This window comes from Morganella morganii H1r (assembly GCF_000633515.1).
Taxonomy (GTDB): Bacteria; Pseudomonadota; Gammaproteobacteria; order Enterobacterales; family Enterobacteriaceae; genus Morganella; species Morganella morganii_B.
The window spans coordinates 223342-243694 of the sequence record NZ_AYMP01000016.1 but is presented as its reverse complement, the minus strand read 5'-3'; the positions used below and the strand labels follow the sequence as shown (position 1 = coordinate 243694).

The 20353-nt window shown below is 51.5% G+C and carries 15 protein-coding genes; 8 read left to right on the top strand and 7 right to left on the bottom strand.

The features are described 5' to 3' along the window. Positions 1 to 84: 84 nt before the first annotated feature. The gene (locus U868_RS0110535; protein WP_025153259.1) at positions 85 to 690 is read right to left on the bottom strand and encodes an FMN-dependent NADH-azoreductase; all 606 of its coding nucleotides are present in this window, start codon (positions 688 to 690) and stop codon (positions 85 to 87) included. Positions 691 to 864: 174 nt separating this feature from the next. Between U868_RS0110535 and hrpA the strand changes: the two genes are divergently transcribed. Then, a complete protein-coding gene (gene hrpA, locus U868_RS0110530) occupies positions 865 to 4836 on the top strand; it encodes an ATP-dependent RNA helicase HrpA (RefSeq protein ID WP_162817224.1) in 3972 nt (1323 codons plus the stop codon). A gap of 252 nt (positions 4837 to 5088) precedes the next feature. On the opposite strand, the gene U868_RS0110525 is transcribed toward hrpA, so the two are convergent. Next, positions 5089 to 6480, bottom strand: a complete 1392-nt coding sequence (locus U868_RS0110525; RefSeq protein ID WP_025153257.1) for an amino acid permease — start codon at positions 6478 to 6480, stop codon at positions 5089 to 5091. A 264-nt stretch (positions 6481 to 6744) separates the two neighbouring features. Then, on the bottom strand, positions 6745 to 7701 hold the full coding sequence (ydgH, locus tag U868_RS0110520; RefSeq protein ID WP_025153256.1) for a DUF1471 family protein YdgH: 957 nt from the start codon (positions 7699 to 7701) through the stop codon (positions 6745 to 6747). A gap of 392 nt (positions 7702 to 8093) precedes the next feature. Here ydgH and pntA point away from each other — a divergent pair, with 392 nt between their 5' ends. The 3 genes from pntA to U868_RS0110505 all read left to right on the top strand — a co-directional run bounded on the left by pntA (position 8094) and on the right by U868_RS0110505 (position 11542). Then, entirely contained in the window at positions 8094 to 9623 is a 1530-nt protein-coding gene (gene pntA / locus U868_RS0110515; protein WP_025153255.1) for a Re/Si-specific NAD(P)(+) transhydrogenase subunit alpha, read from the top strand. Positions 9624 to 9628: 5 nt separating this feature from the next. After that, a complete protein-coding gene (gene pntB, locus U868_RS0110510; protein WP_025153254.1) occupies positions 9629 to 11020 on the top strand; it encodes a Re/Si-specific NAD(P)(+) transhydrogenase subunit beta in 1392 nt (463 codons plus the stop codon). Between the two features lie 78 nt (positions 11021 to 11098). Beyond that, a complete protein-coding gene (locus U868_RS0110505; protein WP_025153253.1) occupies positions 11099 to 11542 on the top strand; it encodes a hypothetical protein in 444 nt (147 codons plus the stop codon). Positions 11543 to 11600: 58 nt separating this feature from the next. On the opposite strand, the gene uspE is transcribed toward U868_RS0110505, so the two are convergent. Beyond that, a complete protein-coding gene (gene uspE / locus U868_RS0110500) occupies positions 11601 to 12548 on the bottom strand; it encodes a universal stress protein UspE (protein ID WP_025153252.1) in 948 nt (315 codons plus the stop codon). 143 nt (positions 12549 to 12691) lie between these two features. Continuing rightward, positions 12692 to 13450 (bottom strand): FNR family transcription factor, encoded by a 759-nt coding sequence (locus U868_RS0110495; protein WP_004237544.1) that lies wholly within the window; start codon positions 13448 to 13450, stop codon positions 12692 to 12694. A gap of 495 nt (positions 13451 to 13945) precedes the next feature. Here U868_RS0110495 and U868_RS0110485 point away from each other — a divergent pair, with 495 nt between their 5' ends. From U868_RS0110485 to U868_RS25715, 3 genes are all read left to right on the top strand, one after another. Further along, a complete protein-coding gene (locus tag U868_RS0110485; protein WP_025153251.1) occupies positions 13946 to 14956 on the top strand; it encodes an NAD(P)H-quinone oxidoreductase in 1011 nt (336 codons plus the stop codon). Between the two features lie 241 nt (positions 14957 to 15197). Beyond that, complete coding sequence (locus U868_RS26170; RefSeq protein ID WP_025153250.1) at positions 15198 to 15968, top strand: PadR family transcriptional regulator; 771 nt, start codon at positions 15198 to 15200, stop codon at positions 15966 to 15968. A gap of 1 nt (position 15969) precedes the next feature. Further along, on the top strand, positions 15970 to 16134 hold the full coding sequence (locus U868_RS25715) for a hypothetical protein (protein ID WP_004237547.1): 165 nt from the start codon (positions 15970 to 15972) through the stop codon (positions 16132 to 16134). 35 nt (positions 16135 to 16169) lie between these two features. Here the strand turns inward: U868_RS25715 and U868_RS0110470 are convergent, their stop codons facing one another. Further along, on the bottom strand, positions 16170 to 17342 hold the full coding sequence (locus tag U868_RS0110470) for a MalY/PatB family protein (RefSeq protein ID WP_025153249.1): 1173 nt from the start codon (positions 17340 to 17342) through the stop codon (positions 16170 to 16172). A 50-nt stretch (positions 17343 to 17392) separates the two neighbouring features. Beyond that, entirely contained in the window at positions 17393 to 19009 is a 1617-nt protein-coding gene (malX, locus tag U868_RS0110465; protein WP_025153248.1) for a maltose/glucose-specific PTS transporter subunit IIBC, read from the bottom strand. Positions 19010 to 19204: 195 nt separating this feature from the next. Here malX and malI point away from each other — a divergent pair, with 195 nt between their 5' ends. Continuing rightward, complete coding sequence (malI, locus tag U868_RS0110460; RefSeq protein WP_025153247.1) at positions 19205 to 20233, top strand: Mal regulon transcriptional regulator MalI; 1029 nt, start codon at positions 19205 to 19207, stop codon at positions 20231 to 20233. Positions 20234 to 20353 lie beyond the last annotated feature (120 nt).

Below are 20353 nucleotides of genomic sequence, written 5' to 3'. Positions count from 1 at the left end.
AGCAGCAAAAAAAAGCGCCGGATGACCCGGCGCGGAACAAGGATGATTAATGATGATACTGCTTGTTTTTGTGTTGTTATCCGGTTATGCGGAAAGTGCTTCAACGCACTGACGGGCATTCTGCTGTGCTTTTTCAGCAAAATCTTCACCCATCGAGACACCTTCGGCATAAATAAACTCAATATCGCTGATCCCGATAAAACCCAGGAACTGCGTCATAAACGGCACAATCAGATCAGAAGTCTGATCGCGGTGGAAACCGCCGCGGGCGGTCAGAACAATGGCGCGTTTGCCCGTCACCAGCCCTTCGGCACCGTTTTCGGTATAGCGGAACGTTTTACCGGCAGCAGCAATGAAATCCAGATAGGTTTTCAGTTGTGTCGGTATCGTGAAGTTATACATTGGTGCGGTGAATACGATAACGTCGTGTGCAAAAAGCTCATCAATCAGTTCAGTCTGTAATGCATTTGCGGACTGCTGACGCTGTGTTAAGGTGCCGCCTGCCGGCGCGTGCATACCGGAAACAATTTCGTTATCCAGCACCGGTACCGGATCGGCACTCAGATCGCGGACAGTGATTGCATCATCTGCATGATTTTTCCGCCATTGTCCGATAAAATAATCCGCCATTTTGTTGGTGTGTGAGTAGTCCGCAAGAATACTGGATTTCAGAACGAGAACTTTTTGCATAGTAAACCTTGTTATTGTGATTCAGCTTATTTATTACGTAATCAGTGTATGAAAGCCGCTGCATAAAGAACAGCAGATAAATTCGGCGTATAACATCAAAAAATCTGACCATGGCCGGATACGGCAAGTTTAATCAGGATGTGCGGTGTGTGTTACTCCGAAAACGGGATAACAATGACAGAGGGGAGACCCGCCGCACAAAAAGCCAAACCGTACAGACGGCACAAAATTACCGACCAGAAGGACAGCAAGGTGAATTCCCTTCTTAATGAATTAAAACAGTTAATCCCCCATTTATCGCTGCGGGAGCAGCATCAGTTCCGCAAACGGCTGGCGGGGGTGGCGAAGATCCGCAACCCGGAATCGCAGCAGAAGGTGCTGGCAGGATTACAGGATGAGATGCTGCGCGGTATTACCCGCACAGAGCTGCGTATTGCCAACCGGCCGGAAATTACCTATCCGGATAATCTGCCGGTCTCACAGAAGCGTGAAGCGATTTATAACGCGATCCGTGATAATCAGGTGGTGATCATCGCGGGGGAAACCGGATCCGGGAAAACCACGCAGATCCCGAAAATCTGTCTGGAGCTGGGACGCGGTATCACCGGGTTTATCGGCCATACCCAGCCGCGTCGTCTGGCTGCGCGGACCGTGGCCTCCCGTATTGCGGATGAGCTGAAAGTCCCGCTTGGCGGTGCTGTCGGTTATAAAGTCCGTTTCAGTGATCAGGTCAGTGATAATTCGCTGGTTAAGCTGATGACGGACGGGATCCTGCTGGCAGAGTTACAGCAGGACAAGCTGCTGCTGCAATATGACACCATTATCATCGATGAAGCGCATGAACGCAGCCTGAATATCGATTTTATCCTTGGCTATCTGCGCCAGCTGCTGCCGAAACGTCCGGATCTGAAAGTGATCATCACCTCCGCGACCATTGATCCGGAGCGGTTTTCCCGTCATTTCGGTAATGCACCGATTATCGAAGTCTCCGGGCGTACCTATCCGGTGGAAGTCCGTTATCGTCCGGTGATGGGTGAAGAGAATGATTCGGATCGCGATCTGACTCAGGGCATTCTGGATGCGGTGCATGAACTGGGACGGGAAAGTGCCGGGGATATTCTTATCTTTATGAGCGGAGAACGGGAGATCCGTGAAACCGCCGATGCGCTGAATAAAGCCGATTTGCGCCATACCGAAGTGCTGCCGTTGTTTGCCCGTCTTTCCAACAGCGAACAGAACCGGATTTTTCAGCCCCACACCGGGCGGCGCATCGTGCTGGCTACCAACGTGGCGGAAACCTCGCTGACTGTTCCGGGCATCAAATATGTGATTGATACCGGTTTTGCCCGTGTCAGCCGCTACAGTTACCGGACAAAAGTTCAGCGCCTGCCGATAGAGCCGATTTCACAGGCTTCGGCAAACCAGCGGAAAGGGCGTTGTGGTCGTGTTTCTGACGGGATCTGTATCCGCCTCTATTCTGAGGATGATTTTCTGTCCCGGCCGGAATTTACCGATCCGGAAATTCTGCGCACCAACCTGGCCTCTGTTATTCTGCAGATGACCGCTATCGGGCTGGGGGATATCGCCGCCTTCCCGTTTGTGGAAGCACCGGATAAACGCAATATTCAGGATGGCGTCAAACTGCTGGAAGAGCTGGGTGCTATCGACGGTAAAACCTCCGCTGAAGGGCATTATCATCTGACACAGACCGGCCGTCAGCTGGCCAAACTGCCGATTGATCCGCGTCTGGCGCGGATGGTGCTGGAAGCCCGTAACCACGGCGCGGTGCGGGAAACCATGGTGATCGCTGCCGCACTCTCCATCCAGGATCCCCGTGAGCGTCCGCTGGAGAAACAACAGGCATCGGATGAAAAACACCGCCGCTTTGCGGATAAAGAATCTGACTTTATTGCCTTTGTGAATCTGTGGAACTACCTGAAAGAACAGCAGAAAGTATTATCCAACTCGCAGCTGCGCAAACAGTGTCGTCAGGAGTTCCTTAACTATCTGCGGATCCGCGAATGGCAGGATGTGTATACCCAGCTGCGCCAGGTGGTGAAAGAGCAGGGAATCCCGGTGAACAGCGAACCGGCGGACTATAAAAATGTGCATCTGTCGCTCCTGAGCGGTCTGCTGTCCCATGTCGGGCAGAAAGACACGGAAAAACAGGAGTTCACCGGGGCGCGTAATGCGCGTTTCTCCGTGTTCCCGGGCTCCGGCTTATTTAAGAAGCCGCCAAAATGGGTCATGGTGGCGGAACTGGTGGAAACCAGCCGGTTATGGGGGCGTATTGCCGCTAAAATCGAACCGGAATGGATAGAGCCGCTGGCACCGCACCTGGTGAAATATCACTACAGCGAGCCGCACTGGGAAAAATCACAGGGTGCGGTGATGGCAACGGAAAAAGTCACGCTCTACGGGCTGCCGGTTGTGGCGGGACGCCCGGTGAATTACGGCAATATCGACCCGGCGCTGTGTCGTGAACTCTTTATCCGTCATGCACTGGTGGAAGGTGACTGGCTGACCCGTCATGCGTTCTTCCGTGAAAACCAGAAACTGCGTAACGAAGTGGAAGAGCTGGAACACAAATCCCGGCGCCGCGATATCCTGGTGGATGACGAAACGCTGTTCAGTTTCTACGATACCCGTCTGCCGCCGGATATTATCTCATCACGGCACTTTGATAACTGGTGGAAACGGGAACGGTTACAGAAACCGGATTTTCTCAATTATGAGAAAAACATGCTGATCCGCTCTGATGCTAATCAGGTGACGGCACAGGATTATCCGAACTACTGGTATCAGGGGGATCTGAAATTCCGTCTGAGTTATCAGTTTGAGCCCGGAACGGAAGCTGACGGCGTGACCGTACATATTCCGCTGCCGGTACTGAATCAGGTCAGTCCGGAAGGGTTTGACTGGCAGATCCCGGGACTGCGTGAAGAACTGATTATTGCGCTGATCAAATCGCTGCCGAAACCGGTACGCCGTAATTTTGTACCTGCACCAAACTATGCGGGCGCATTTATGGAGCGGGTGCCTGAGCCGCAGGGCGCGCTGCTGGATGCGCTGGAGCGGGAACTGCGCCGTATGACCGGTGTTACCGTTGATCGCGAATCATGGCAGTTGGATCAGATCCCGTCACATCTGAAAATCACCTTCCGTATCACGGGGGATAAACAGAAAAAACTGGCGGAAGGTTACGATCTGGAAGCCCTGAAACTGAGCCTGAAAGAGCAGGTGCAGCAAACATTGTCTGATGTGGTCGATGACGGTATCGAACAAAGCGGTGCGCATATCTGGCGTTTCGGCGACATTCCCGGCTGCTATGAGCAAAAGCGCGGTGGTTATGCGGTGAAAGCGTATCCGGCGCTGGTGGATGAAAAACAGAGTGTCGGTATCAAGGTTTTTGAAACGGAATTTGAGCAGCAACTGGCGATGCAGGCGGGAACGCGGCGTTTGCTGCTGCTGAATATTCCTTCGCCAATCAAATATCTGCATGAGAAATTACCGAACAAAGCCAAGCTGGGACTGTATTTTAATCCGTACGGCAAAGTACTTGATCTGATTGATGACTGTATCGCCTGTGGTGTCGATAAGCTGATCGCACAATACGGCGGTGTGGTCTGGCAGGAGGATAAATTCGCGCAGTTACAGGAGTTTGTCCGGGCTGAGCTGAATGAAACCGTTGTCGGTATCGCGAAGCTGGTGGAGCAAATCCTGACCACCACATTTGCTATTAATAAACGCCTGAAAGGGCGGATTGATATGCAGATGGCGTTTGCCCTCTCTGACATCAAAGCACAAATGAGCGGGCTGGTTTTCCCGGGCTTTGTGACGGCGCACGGCTGGCAGCGTCTGCCGGATATCCTGCGCTATTTACAGGGGATAGAGCGGCGCATCGAAAAACTGGTGTCTGACGTTAACCGCGACAGGGCGAACATGAGTAAAATCGAGCATGTTCAGAACCTGTGGAAGCAGTGGCAGGGTAAATTGTCACCGGTGGAGAAACGCAGATCGGAAGCGGAGGCGGTGCGCTGGATGATAGAAGAACTGCGTATCAGTCTGTTTGCCCAGCAATTGGGGACACCGTATCCGGTTTCAGATAAACGGATTATTCAGGCAATGGAACAAATCAGCGGGTAAAGTGCCGTTTTTACGGCATGCTGTTTATTTATCCAGTATCAGTGATTATAGTAACAAACGGGCATATCATCGCCCGTTTTCTTTTGCCCTTTTTCTGTGCCTTTATCGTCTTAGTTACAACATACAGTTTGTTTTTATCCACGTACTCTGCAGGAAGCAATAAAGCCTGTTTGTGTTCAGCAGCGAAAATTGGCGGGATGCGGGGGAGGAGACAAAAAAGCCGGTCAGCGACCGGCTCCTGTTTTCAGATTTTCAGCGCACCAGATACCAGAGTGCGGGAACTGCTGCTATCAGCAGGGCAGCAATAATGCTCCATTCGATAAAATGCAGTGTGGTTTTTATCTCACGGTTTTTCAGGGCATACAAAAATACCAGAATGCCTGGTGCATACAGCACAACGGACAGCATCAGATTGATAATGCCGGATGCATAAATCAGCCATAAACCATACAGGGCTGCGATCACGCCAACACTGAGCAGTGCCGGTTTTTTCATTCTCAGGGCGGTTTTTACCAGGAATGCACCGACCAGGAAATAAGGCACCAGAATCATTTCAGAAGCAATGGTCAGCAGCGTATTGTAATTACTGCCGCTGAGCCAGATCAGCACCAGGGCCAGTTGTACCGCACCGTTAGTCATCCATAAAGAGGAGGATGGGGCATTATTCGCATTCTGTTTTTTAAACGGTGACGGGAAAGAGCCATGCAATGCGGCAATAAACGGCACTTCGGCAGCCATAATTGTCCAGCTCAGATACGCACCGCAGACTGAAATAATCAGACCTGCTGCGATAATAATCTCACCGCTGCCGCCAATCAGGTTTACCATCAGTGTCGCCATTGACGGGTTGCGCATTTCTGCCAGTTCCGGACGGGCAACAACACCCATTGACAGCAGGGTGACCAGGATATAAATCGTCAGTGCGGAAATCACCGCCATCATGGTAGCCAGGCCGACATCTTTGCGGCGGCGGGCACGGGCGGAAACCACAACGGCACCTTCAATCCCGATAAACACCCACAGGGTGATCAGCATGGTATCTTTCACCTGCTGCCACACCGGTACTCCGAGATCCACACCGGTGAAATCAAGATGGAAGGTATCCCAGCGGAACGCAATCACCGCCAGCACGATAAACAGGCCTAGCGGCACCAGTTTGGCAAATGTTGCCAGCTTATTGATACCGGCAGCGGTTTGTACGCCGCGCAGAACCAGACAATGCACAAACCACAGCAGAACAGATTCACCAATCAGCGCCTGCCAGGTATTTCCGTCGCCGAAAACAATATTGTCCGGGGTATCCGTAAAAAAGCTGAACGCCGCAAACACAATCACCAGATAGGAAACGTTGGCAATCACTGCACATAACCAGTATCCCCAGGCGGAGCAAAAACCAATCAGCTCTCCGAAACCGTCTTTGGCATAGGTAAAGATGCCGCCGTCGAGATCCGGACGCAGCCGGGAGAGCAGCAGCAGGGCGAAGGCCAGAAAGAGGATACCGACACCGGTAATTGACCAGCCGATAATAAGTGCAGCCGGACTGGCCACTTCGGCCATATTCTGCGGAAGACTAAACACACCGGCACCGACCATAGAACTGAGCACTAAAGCGGTGAGCGCGGTTAAACTGAGTTTCTTATCCAAAAGACCTTCCCGGTAAATCTGATGCGGTAAGCAGGGGATTCATGCAGTCAATCTGACTGAATACGCAAAAATTGGCGCTGATTGTACGGATACGCGGCGGGATATGCAATGTTTAATCATGCATTAATTGCATTATATTATGCATATTTACTGTTTATCAGAATGACAGCAGAAGAATGTAGTGAAAGTGTTAATACCACAGCGGGGAGCCATAAAAAAAGCATATCTGAGATACGCTTTTTCCGGTGAACTGTCAGGCGGTGATTATTTAAATAAGTCGGCGCTGATAGTCACGTTACCGCCGCTGGACTGCCACTGGCGGGTGATATGGTAATATTTCGCCCCTTTGGCTGCAGCACGTTTAGCAACCTGATAAGAGACTTCCGGTGACGTGGTGTAGTAACCGGTGAAGGTCACGCTGTCAAACGGTGCCATAACAGCGGCTGACGCCTTGTTCAGTTCCTGAACCTGGGTGCCGTCCGGCAGCGTGACGGTATAACGACCGCTGCGGGAGGACTGGGTTTCAAAGAAACGGCCGACATTATTACCGGCGGTATCAGTGGAAGAGGCCACACCCGGGATTTCAACCTGTTTGGCGGCTTCGCCACCGGCAGCCAGTGCGGCACGACCGGCATCTGAATCCGCAGGGATCAGCGCTTCTTCTGTCTGCAGTACACGTTTTGGCGCATCCGCTTTATAGACATAGGCAGTGACCAGCTGGTTGCCGCCATCGTTGGTGAAAATATTACGGACGATAAAGAAAGAGGCCGCACCTTTTTTCACCGCTTCTTTGGCGATAGCATCGTTCAGGTCAGGGCTGTTGGCAAAAAAACCGCTGACAGTGACGGTATCAAACGGCTGAAGACCGATGGCATCTTTCTCTGGTAATTCATTAACGCCACGGAACTGGCGGTAGCCTTTTTTCTCGGCAGGCGGTGCATCGCGGTGGTAAACATCCGCAACAACGCGCATATTGCCGTTGTTGTTCAGATCATCGAGGCTCTGGATATAGAAAGCATCGGCACCCATTTTGTCTGCTTTACGCGAAACGGCAGCTGCGGCTTCATAAATTGCATTAAAACGCCCTGTAACTGCAATCCGCTCAAATGGCTGGTACTGAGCGGCCTGTTCCGGTGTTAATTCCTGTGCCGCCTGAGCGGGGAGCAGACTGGTAAATGAAAAAAACATCGCAGATGCGATGACCGTTGTTTTCAGCTTCATACAAAATCCTTCCGCCTTGCGCAATTAATATTCATAACGTGCTGAACCTGTAAATTTTATATCCTGGCCGCACAATTATGACATGTATTTGTGCTTGTTGTCGCTTTAATTTATCGTGCAATCTAACGACTGTTAATCATACAGCTATTTTTACCATAAATTTATGCAATCATAGTCATTTATCGGCAAAAAATTTTTCCTCCCGGATAAATGCCGTTTTAATTTCATCCGGCAAATAAATTAGATGGATCGATATCACATTTTTCAGTAGCTTATTAGGACATATCGGATAAAAGGGTGCTTTTGATCTGAATTTGTGCAGTTGGTTGTTTTTTTACGCACATGTCCGACCAATCATCCGTAAAACACTTGAGCTTATATAAGGGAACATTATGCGTATTGGTGTACCAAAAGAGCGACAGTCCAGTGAAACCCGGGTCGCCGCCACGCCGGCAACAGTAATACAACTGAAAAAACTCGGATTTGATGTGGCTGTTGAAACAGGAGCCGGTCATCTTGCCAGTTTTGATGACAACGCTTACCGCGAAGCCGGTGCTGATATTGTCAGCACACAGGAAGCCTGGCAGTCTGACCTTATTTTTAAAGTGAATGCCCCTCAGGATGATGAAATTCCGCTGATGAAGGCGGGCAGTTCACTGGTCAGCTTTATCTGGCCTGCCCAGAACCCGCAGCTGCTGGAAAAACTGGCCGCACAGGGTATTAACGTATTCGCGATGGACTCTGTACCACGTATCTCTCGCGCCCAGTCGCTGGACGCACTGAGTTCGATGGCCAATATCGCCGGTTACCGTGCGATTGTGGAAGCTGCCAACGCCTTCGGCCGTTTCTTTACCGGGCAGATCACCGCCGCCGGGAAAGTACCGCCGGCCAAAGTGCTGGTGATCGGTGCCGGTGTTGCCGGTCTGGCCGCCATCGGTGCGGCGGGCAGCCTCGGGGCCATTGTCCGTGCCTTTGATACCCGCCCTGAGGTAAAAGATCAGGTTAAAAGTATGGGTGCCGAATTCCTCGAACTCGATTTCGAAGAAAATGCAGGCAGCGGTGACGGTTACGCGAAAGTCATGTCGGAGGCCTTTATTAAGGCTGAGATGGCATTGTTTGCCGATCAGGCAAAAGAAGTGGATATTATTGTCACTACCGCGCTGATCCCGGGCAAACCGGCACCGAAACTCATCACCAGAGAAATGGTGGAGTCGATGAAATCCGGCAGCGTGATTGTTGACCTGGCGGCTCAGAACGGCGGTAACTGCGAACTGACCGTGCCGGGTGAAATCCACACCACAGAAAACGGTGTCAAAATCATCGGTTACACCGACCTGGCTGCGCGTCTTGCCACGCAGTCATCCCAGCTTTACGGCACCAACCTGGTGAACCTGATGAAGCTGATGTGCAAAGAGAAAGACGGGCAGATTAACATTGATTTTGATGATGTGGTGATCCGTGGTCTGACGGTAGTGAAAGCCGGTGAAATTACCTGGCCTGCACCGCCGATTCAGGTATCCGCACAGCCGCAGGCAAAACCGGCTGCTGTCAAAGCAGAGAAAAAACCGGAAAAACCAATGTCACCGTGGCTGAAATACGGCCTGATGGCACTGGCATTTATCCTGTTCGCCTGGCTGGCGAATGTGGCTCCGCCGGAGTTCTTATCCCACTTTACCGTGTTCGCACTCTCCTGTGTGGTCGGCTATTACGTGGTCTGGAATGTCAGCCATGCGCTGCATACCCCGCTGATGGCGGTGACCAACGCAATCTCGGGGATCATTGTTGTCGGCGCACTGCTGCAAATCGGCAGCGGCGGCTGGGTGACATTCTTCTCCTTTATTGCGGTACTGATTGCCAGTATCAATATTTTCGGCGGATTCACCGTCACACAGCGTATGCTTAAAATGTTTCGTAAGGGGTAATGAATATGTCGGGCGGAGTCGTTACAGCGGCATATATTGTTGCCGCAATCTTATTTATTTTCAGTCTGGCCGGGTTATCCCGCCATGAAACCTCACAACGGGGTAACCTGCTGGGTATTACCGGTATGGCTATCGCGCTGGTTGCCACCATCTTCGGGCCTTATTCCGCCAATATCGGCTGGATTATTGTTGCCATGGTGATTGGTGCGGTAATCGGTATTCGTCTGGCACGTAAAGTCGAAATGACCGAAATGCCGGAGCTGGTTGCTGTTCTGCACAGCTTTGTGGGTCTGGCAGCGGTACTGGTCGGTTTCAACAGCTATATGGATCACGACCAGGCACTGACCTCTGCGGTGATGAATAACATTCACCTGACAGAAGTGTTCCTCGGCATCTTTATCGGTGCGGTGACTTTCACCGGTTCTATTGTTGCTTACGGCAAGTTATGCGGGAAATTATCCTCCAAACCGCTGATGCTGCCTAACCGCCACAAACTGAACCTGGCGGCACTGGTGGTGTCCTTCCTGCTATTATGGACCTTTGTCAAAACGGACAGTACCGGTTTACAGGTCTTCACCCTGATCCTGATGACAGTGATTGCACTGGCCTTCGGCTGGCACCTTGTTGCCTCTATCGGCGGTGCGGACATGCCGGTAGTGGTTTCCATGCTGAACTCTTATTCCGGATGGGCAGCGGCAGCGGCGGGCTTTATGCTCAGCAACGACCTGCTGATTGTCACCGGTGCGCTGGTCGGTTCTTCCGGTGCGATCCTGTCTTACATTATGTGTAAGGCGATGAACCGCTCCTTTATCAGTGTGATTGCCGGCGGTTTCGGTACTGACGGTACCGCGTCATCCGGTGATGAAGAGCAGGGCGAACACCGTGAGATCAGTGCGGAAGATGTGGCGGAGATGCTCAAAGGGGCAAATTCCGTTATCATCACCCCGGGCTACGGTATGGCGGTTGCCCAGGCTCAGTATCCGGTTCACGATATCACTCAGAAACTGCGGGATAAGGGCATCGAAGTCCGTTTCGGTATCCATCCGGTTGCCGGTCGCCTGCCGGGACACATGAACGTCCTGCTGGCTGAAGCAAAAGTGCCTTACGATATCGTGCTGGAAATGGATGAAATCAATGATGATTTCAAAGACACCGATGTGGTGCTGGTGATCGGCGCGAATGACACCGTTAACCCTGCGGCACTGGAAGATCCGAACAGCCCGATTGCCGGGATGCCGGTTCTGGAAGTGTGGAAAGCGCAGAACGTGATTGTCTTTAAACGTTCGATGAATACCGGTTACGCCGGGGTTCAGAACCCGCTGTTCTTCAAAGAAAACACCCAGATGCTGTTTGGCGATGCCAAAGCCAGCTGTGACGCTATTCTGCGCGCACTGTAATCCGGGTAAAAAAGCATAAAATGCACAAGGCGGGTAAATGCGTTACCCGCCTTTTTTTCACTCAGAGGGTTCAGATTAATGAAAAAAATGATGGCTGTTTCACTCTTTCTCTTTTCTGCTTCCGCATTAGCTATTCCGAATATCTGGACATCCGGTTTCGGTCAGGGGTTTATCGAGTACGGGATCAGTAATGACACCGGCGTGACCGTTGTTGTCGCCTGTAATGTCGGGGCAGACCCGGAGGATTATGAAAATTCAATCGATCACAGTATTGATATTTCCGCCGGTGACCATGAAGTGGAAGGGCAGATTGAATTTCTGATCGACGACGAAGCGTATTTTGTACCGGACAGCACCAAGAACCGCGCCGGTGCTGCAGCATGGACCAATCTGACGGAAGCGCTCAGTAAAGCCACTGAGTTTAAGGTTTATTCCGATAATAAAGTGGTCGGTGAATTTAAACCGAATAAGAAGAACGTGAAAAAAGTGCTCGGTGACGGGATGTGTGCGCCGTTGTTCTGATTATCGCAGAACGCGAAGAAAATTCCCGCAGAAGCCGTGGCCTCTGCGGGAGACAGAATTAATCATCTTCACTGGTATCGATCGGACAAACAAAGCCGTCCGGTTTCACCGCCAGCAAATCACACTTCAGATGGTCGATAACATGCTCTGCGGTATTACCGAGGAACGCGGCAGAAATACCGGTCCGGCCGATAATACCCAGCACCACCACCCCGGCATTCAGTTCACCGCATACTTCCGGGATCACTTTTTCCGGTAATCCCTCATAAACGTGGGTGTACTCCTCGCCGATGGAGAATTGCTGGCGCAGCTCTTTCATGGCGATAAGATGCTGGCCGCGCAGCGCGTTGTTGTAAGTATTCGGGTCAAAATCCGGTAATTCGATAGCGATATTGATAGGTGCGACCGGATAAGCACTGACCAGGTGGATGGCCGGGTCTTTCACAATCCGTTTTGCGAGATCCTGTGTCAGTGACACCAGTTTGAGATTCAGCGCGTCATGGTAGGATTCTTCATTGGACAGATTCACACCGACCACCACAGAACCCTGTTCCGGCCAGACTTTATCCTTAACCATCCAGACCGGACACGGACATTTGCGCAGAAGCTGCCAGTCCAGCGGGGTGAAAATCAGAGACTCAAACTTATCATTCTGATGCGCCATTTTCAGCAGCAGGTCATGACCACCACTGACAACTTCCCGGATAATCGCCTCATAAGGCCGGTTATGCCATACCACTTTCACGTCGATATCGATACCGGCTTCCAGATAATAACGCGCCTGCTGTTTGATCCACGCGCAACGCTGGGCAATCACGCCTTTGCGCATGGCATCCCGTTCTTCGGGGGACAGCAGGGTGGTCATATCGTATGACAGATCATAGATAGGTAAGAAAGCTTTGATGCGTCCGCCATTGCGTTGCACGATATATACCGCACGCCGTAATGCCGGCTGATCATCCTGATTGGGGTCTATTGCAACTAAGAGGTTCTGATATTCAGACATTCATCTCTCCTCGCGGGGCTGGATACGTATCTATAAAGATAAACCAAACGGGAGCAGTAATGTAGGAAATATTCGCATCAGACCGAAATTAACCGGTCTGATGCGTTTTACGGCAGCCAAAAATGTTGCCGGGAGAGATATTACTAATCCTGCGGCAGTGCAGGCACTTTACCAGCCAGTGCAGCCAGCTGTTCCATATCTTCGATGGTGATATATTTGCCTTTTACCGCCAGCATTCCGCTCTTCTGAAAACGACCCAGCAGACGGCTGATAGTCTCGACCGTCAGACCCAGATAGTTACCGATATCACCACGGGTCATGGTCAGGCGGAATTCACGCGGGGAAAAACCGCGCTGCGCAAAACGGCGGGACAGGTTATAAATAAAGGCCGCCAGGCGCTCTTCCGCGTTCTTTTTGGATAGCAGCAGGATCATTTCCTGGTCGCCTTTGATTTCACCGCTCATCAGGCGCATCATCTGCTGACGCAGGTTCGGCATTTTGCCGGACAGGTCATCCAGGGTCTCATACGGAATCTCACAGACCATGGACGTTTCCAGCGCCTGGGCGAAGCTCGGATGCTCGGTATTGATAATGGCATCAAAGCCGACGAGGTCACCGGCAAGATGAAAACCGGTGATCTGCTCATCACCTTCTTCGGTTATAGTGTAACTCTTGATGGTCCCGGAGCGGATTGCATACAGTGATTTCAGCTCATCTCCGGCTTTAAACAGTGCCTGGCCTTTCTGGATAGGCTTTTTACGCTCGATAATATTGTCGAGCTGATCCAGCTCATGCTCATTGAGCGTGAACGGGATGCAAAGCTGGCTGATGCTGCAATCCTGGCAGTGGATCGCGCAGCCACCTGATTGAATTCTACGTACTACACGTTTTTCCGGGATCATAGGCTTGCTCTTGAAATAATATTGATTTGAATCAATTTTATCACAGACTACCAAAAGTGGTAAGTAGTCTGAGTTTAAATATCGTCATACCGGGCTGAAAACAGGGGCATAATATTGACATATTATGCTTTTTCCGTGATGTCATAATGTGAATTATTTGATTAAACTCTCAATAATCCGGTTTAAAATAACAGAGCGGGGGAATGCAGGTCAATTTCCTGCTTATCAGTATGTTAATAAACCGGGCGAATATGAACAATGCGTTCTTTTCGCGTTATAAAGTAGTGTGATACATTAAAAATCGTCACAAATAAATAACGAAAAAACCAAAATTCCGGCCGGATAAAAAATATAAAAAGCAGTGGCCGGATATAATACACCGTCATAAACATGCAGTGCTATCTTTGATAAGCTGCATTATGCTGAAACCGTAACTTGCCTGACTCGTCATAATACGACAGGTATTAAAAAACCGGGACTGTTTAAGGAAAAGTAATGATGTCATATACATTACCTGAATCAATGATGGCAATTGATATAACCCGGCACGGTGGCCCGGAAGTATTACAGGCAATTGAGATACCGTTGCCGAAGGTACAGGGAGAATACCTGCTGGTTAAGGTGGCAGCCGCCGGTGTTAACCGGCCTGACGTATTCCAGCGTCAGGGCAGTTATCCGCCGCCGCCGGATGCCTCCCCGATTCCGGGGCTGGAAATCGCGGGCGAGGTTGTGGCAGTCGGGGAGGACTGCAAACGCCGTCAGATCGGCGATAAAGTGTGCGCGCTGGTTGCGGGCGGGGGATATGCTGAATATTGCCTGGTGCATGACAGCATCGCGCTGCCGCTGGAAAATCTGAGTTACACCGAAGCTGCGGCCATTCCGGAAAACTTTTTCACCGTATGGGCGAATGTCTTCCAGACCGGCAAACTCCAGAGTGAAGAGAGTGTACTTATCCACGGTGGTACCTCCGGTATCGGCAGTGTGGCGATTATGCTGGCGAAAGCCTTTGGTGCCACGGTATACACGACTGTCGGATCCGGTGAGAAAGCAGAACTGGCCCGGCAGCTGGGAGCCGATCACGTCATTAATTACCGCGAAAACGATTTTGCACAGGTTATTCCGGAACTGACCGGCGGGCAGGGCGTGAATATGGTTGTTGACCTTATCGGTGGTGATTATGTCAGCAAAAACTATGAGGTTGCAGCCAAAGGCGGGCGGATTATCCAGATTGGCCTGATGCGCGGTAATCCGCAGAACCTCAATCTGATGCCGCTGATGGTAAAACGCCTGCTGCATACCGGCTCAACACTGCGCGCACGGACACCGGAAGAGAAAGCGGTTATTGCCCGTGATCTGGCCCATAAAGTCTGGCCGCTGCTGCGGGCAGGAAAGGTCAAACCGCTGGTCAACTATACCTTTGACCTGGCGGATGCGGCAAAAGCCCATCAGCTGATGGAATCCGGCGACTTAACCGGAAAAATTGTTCTGGTTAACCCTGACTTCTGATTTTCGTCCTTTATACCTGCACTGTCAGTGTGTTTCGCACCATTTGCTGATAGTGCAGGTCACTTCCTGTTATACTGCGATAGTGATAATCATTCCCGTTAAAAGACAAAATGTGCTATTTTAGATATATCTAATTTGATCTTTTTATTCCGGTAGACTATAGTCGTTCCTGAAGGCAAAACAGATATATCTAAAATCTGATTTTGCTGATTATCATTATCTGTCACAAAAGGAATTTATTATGTTTCTTCATGCTTTACGCCACCGCGCCTGTGATTCACAGGAAGGGCGTCAGCGCCGCGGGGGCCATGGCGGCCGTCACGGGGAACGCCACGGACAAGACGGGCACCGTTGCCATGGTGAACATCACGGCCACGACGAACACCACAGCCATTGCTGTCATGGTGATCATCACGGACAGCACGAACATGGTTACCATGGCGATCATCATGAACACCACGAAGGCCACGGTTGTCACGAAGGGCGCGAACACGGTCGTCATCGCGGTCGCGGGAAAGGCTTGCGCCGCCTGCTTGATCATGGTGACCTGCGTATTATGATGCTGGCGAATCTTAACCAGAAACCGAGTCACGGTTATGAGTTAATCAAATCTATTGGCCAGCTGACTTCCGGGCTCTATACACCGAGTCCGGGCGTGATTTACCCGACACTGACCCTGCTTGAAGATCAGCAGCTGATTGTTGCGGAAAACACCGGTAACGGCCGTAAAAGTTACAGCCTGACACCGGAAGGTAAAATGCATCTGGAAGAGAACACCGATGTTCTGGAACAGATTGCACAACGCCTGCAGGAAACCAAATCTTTCCGCCGCGGTTCACTGTTATCCGATGAAATCGAACAGGCGCTGGGGAATTTACGGGCACTGCTGCGCCATAAACTGGTCACCAGTGAACTGGATGAAACCAAGCTCGGACAGATCGCTGATATTCTTAATGACGCAGTACGGAAAATAGAAGCGGTTAACGACGCTCTGAGTAAAGAAGGGGAATAACATGGCGGAAAACACCACCTCCGGAAAGATCCCGCCGGAAAAACCGGTTCAGGATGAAAAACAGGAAGCGGTGAACACCGGCAGACCCGCAGATAAGTCGTGCCCCAGCTTACCGTTTTCCTATTTACGCCGCGCCTTGCGCAATAAGGTCGGCAAACACGAATAACCGGGGCGCATAATGCGCCCGGGTCGTGCAAAACATCAGCGTGATTTCAGCGCGTGAATTAATTTATCCATGCCTGCGGCGAGTTTATCACGCGGGCATCCGGCATTGAGACGCAAAAATCCGCGCCCTTCCTCTCCGTAGGTATATCCCGGCATGATCGCCACTTTTCCCCGTGTGATAAGATCATGTTGCAGAACTTTATCATCAATATTCAGCGGATTCAGATCTATCCATGCCAGATAGGTGGATTCCGGTACCTGCCAGTTCAGTTGCGGAAATTCCGCATCCAGCCGCTGCTTTATATAGTCCAGATTAGCAAAGAGGTAATCACGCAGTTCATCCAGCCACGGCGCACCTTCCCGGTAGGCCGCGATATGGGCGATAACCGCCAGCACGGCGGGGGAAGAGAGCCCGTCACAGGCTTTCAGCTGATGAAAATAAGCTTCGCGGGAGGCAGTATCTGAAATCAGCCCGTAAGCGCCGGTCAGCGCCGGAATATTGAAAGATTTCGATGCGGAAGTGAATAACGCCCATTCCCCGCGCCCGGTTTCAGACCACGGCGTGTGCTGATGCGGCGCACGGCACAGATCCATATGAATTTCATCACTGATCACCCGCACATTATGCCGCTCACACAATTCTGCCATGGTGGTCAGTTCTTCGCGGGTCCAGACTTTCCCGGTCGGGTTATGCGGGCTGCACAGCAGCAGAATCCGGGTTTCCGGTTTTGCAAGCAGCGATCCCAGCGCATCCATATCGCACCACCAGCCGTCTGTTGTTTTTTGCAGCGGGCAGGGAATGATGGTGCGCTGATTGCCGGTGATCGTTTTATAAAATGCATCATACGCCGGGGTATGCACCACCACACCATCACCGGGCTGTGACCACAGGCGGATCATCTGACTGACCATGTAGATCACCGACGGCCCGTACACCAGTGCCTGAGTATCAATCTGCGCCTGAAAACGGGATGAAAACCAGTGCGCAACCGCGCTGAGAAAATCATTATGCTGCCAGCGGCTGTAGCCGAATACGCCGTGTGCGGTACGCTCTGAAATAGCGTTCAGGATCACCGGCGCTGTGACGAAATCCATATCTGAGATAGTAAAAGGCAGTAAATCCGCCTGACCAAAGCGATCCTGCACAAAATCCCATTGCGTGCAGTAAGTGCCGTGGCGGTCAACCGGGACAGAAAAGAGAGAGGACATAGTATCTCCGGAAAGAAAAACCGCACTGTCAGGCAGTGCGGTGTTGGTTATCAGGCATTTTGCGGTTCCGGCTGAGCGGAATCAGGCACAGATTTCATCAGCTTTTCCAGTTCATCTTTGACAGACTGAACCTGCGGGCCGATAACCACCTGTAAGTTATGTTCATTAAGATGGACAACCCCGATCGCCCGCAATGCTTTGAGCTGGGCGTCATCCACTTTGCTCATGTCCTGCACGGACATCCGCAGGCGGGTGATACAGTTATCCAGTGAAATAATGTTTTCTTTACCGCCCAGCGCCGCCAGAATGGCCGGAACATCATAGCCGGATTTCCCTGCTGAACTGCCGGTTGCCGGTGCGCTTTCTTTGGTGTCTGTATCGCGGCCCGGCGTTTTAATATTGAAGCGGGTAATGGCGAAACGGAAAATCGCGTAATAAGAAGCAAACCAGATAAAGGCCACCACCGGTACCATATACCACTTGGTCTGGATGCCGTGGAGGATGCCGAATACCACAAAGTCAATCAGGTTACCATCGGTGTTACCGATGGTGACACCGGTTATCGCCATCACGGTAAAGCCCAGACCGGTCAAAATCGCGTGGATCAGATACAGGAACGGCGCGACAAACAGGAACAGGAATTCCAGCGGTTCCGTTGTGCCGCCGATAACACAGGCGACCACACCGGAAATCAGTAATCCCTTAATTTTATGACGATTTTCAGGGTGAGCACAGTGATACATCGCTAATGCCGCTCCCGGCAGGCCGCCGAGAAACGCCGGCATTTTACCCTGAGACAGGAACTGAGTGGCGCTGGCTGAAAAACCCTGTGTTTCCGGGCAGGAAAGTTGTGCCTGGAAAATGGTCAGTGCGCCGTTAACGGTATTACCGCACACTTCCATGGTGCCGCCCGCTTCAGTAAAACGGATCAGCGCCACCAGGATGTGGTGCAGACCAAACGGCAGTAACAGCCGTTCACCGGAGCCGAAAATCATCGGTCCGAAAGCACCGGCGCTCTGAATCAGCTTACCTAATCCGTTGATACCCATCGCAAACCACGGCCAGATCAGCGGAACCAGCAGGCCGCACAGGCCAAGTACCAGAGTAGTGATAATCGGCACGAAACGGGTACCGCCGAAGAACGCCAGGGCATCCGGCAGACGGATGGTATTGAAGCGCTCATGCAGCATATACACAATAATACCGACGATAACCGCACCGAGGATCCCGCTGTCGATAGACTGAATTCCCAGCACATCACGGATGTTATGGGCTTTCAGAATGGCCGGATCGGTGGTTGGTAAAATATCAGCGGCAGTGAGGTAGAAGTTAGTGGCAAGGTTAAACACCGCAAAGCCGACAAATCCGGCAAATGCAGCAACGCCTTTGTTTTCACGCGCCAGCCCCAGCGGAATGGCGATAGCAAACATCACCGGCAGGAAACTGAACGCAAATGAGCCGATTTTGCTCATCCAGGTGAACAGTAACTGAAAGGCGGTGTGATCCAGAAACGGCAGCAGTGTCAGTACATCGCGGCTGCTGAGGGAACTGCCGATGCCGAGAATGATCCCGCAGAACGAGAGCAGCGCGACAGGCAGCATAAAGGTTTTGCCCAGTCCCTGGAAAAACTCCCAGAGCGTGACTTTTTGTTTTGGTTGGCTACTCATACGGTATCCTGTAAATGTCAGTGTGGTGTTGTGAAGGTAAAATAAGATAAAACGTTTTACCAAATTATAATAGTTGCCCGATCACAAAAAATAAACATGACCTGGCAACCATATTTCGGAAATAGATAAAACGTTTTATCGGATTTTGTGTAAAATCCCGTGCAGTATCCTGAGCATAAGGAAGTATCCGGCGTTATGAATCTCAGAAAAGTCACGATAGTTGATGTGGCGCAGCAGGCAGGGGTATCCGTGACCACGGTGTCACTGGTAATCAGCGGAAAAGGGCGGATCTCGCGGAAAACCGCGGATAAAGTCAACGCGGCAATTGAAGAACTGGGGTATGTCCGTAATCAGCAGGCTGCCACATTGCGGGATAATATCTCCAATGTGATTGGCCTGATTGTCAAAGATATTACCGAACCGTTTTATGCGGAAGTCGCCGCCGGTGTCAGTGAATATGCGGAAACACAGGGCAAACAGGTCTTTCTGACCCAGTGCGGTAATTCCGCCGCCGGGTTTGCCCGCTCACTGGACAGCCTGATCCGCTACGGCGTGGACGGTGTGATTGTCGGCGGCGGAAAATTTCTCACCAATGACGTGGTTGAGCGGGTAAATCATTATCAGATCCCGATGGTGTGCGCGGCCCGGGCCAGTGAGTTCTCCGGTATTGATGTTGTCCGCCCGGACAATGCCTCTGCCGCCAGAATGGCAACGGAATACCTGATCAAAAACGGTCATCGCCAGATAGCCTATTTCGGCGGGGAAAGTGATTCTCTCACCCGCGCCGAGCGGGTCGGCGGTTACTGCTCGACACTGGTGCAATACGGGTTACCGTTCCGCACCGAATGGATAGTGGAAACGGATAACAAACAACAGAATATCATCCGCCGGGTATCTGAATTTATGTATCAGTATCCCAAAGTCAGTGCGATTGTCTGCCACAACACCGGTACGGCGCTGGGTGCGTATTTTGCCGCCCTGAGTACCGGTAACACGGTCAGACAGGGGGATAACGAAAGTTATTTCACCCAGGAAATCGCCCTCGTGGGGTTTGATGATATCGGCAGTGAAGCACTGTATGACATCCCGGTGGCCTTTATCACCCAGCCGTCGCGTGATGTGGGCCGCAGTGCCGCAACCCGCCTGCTGAGGCGCATTGGTGGTGATAGTTCTCCGCCTGCAAGCGTGACACTGTCACCCGGTTTTTCACAGCTTAACGGATAATGATATCGCTGCGGACTAACATATAACCCCGGCAAAGCGTAGTGTGTTTTATGCGCTGCGGCAGATAAAATGTAAAAACGCGATCAGCGATACAAAACCGGCTCTGCTGCTCGCGTAACC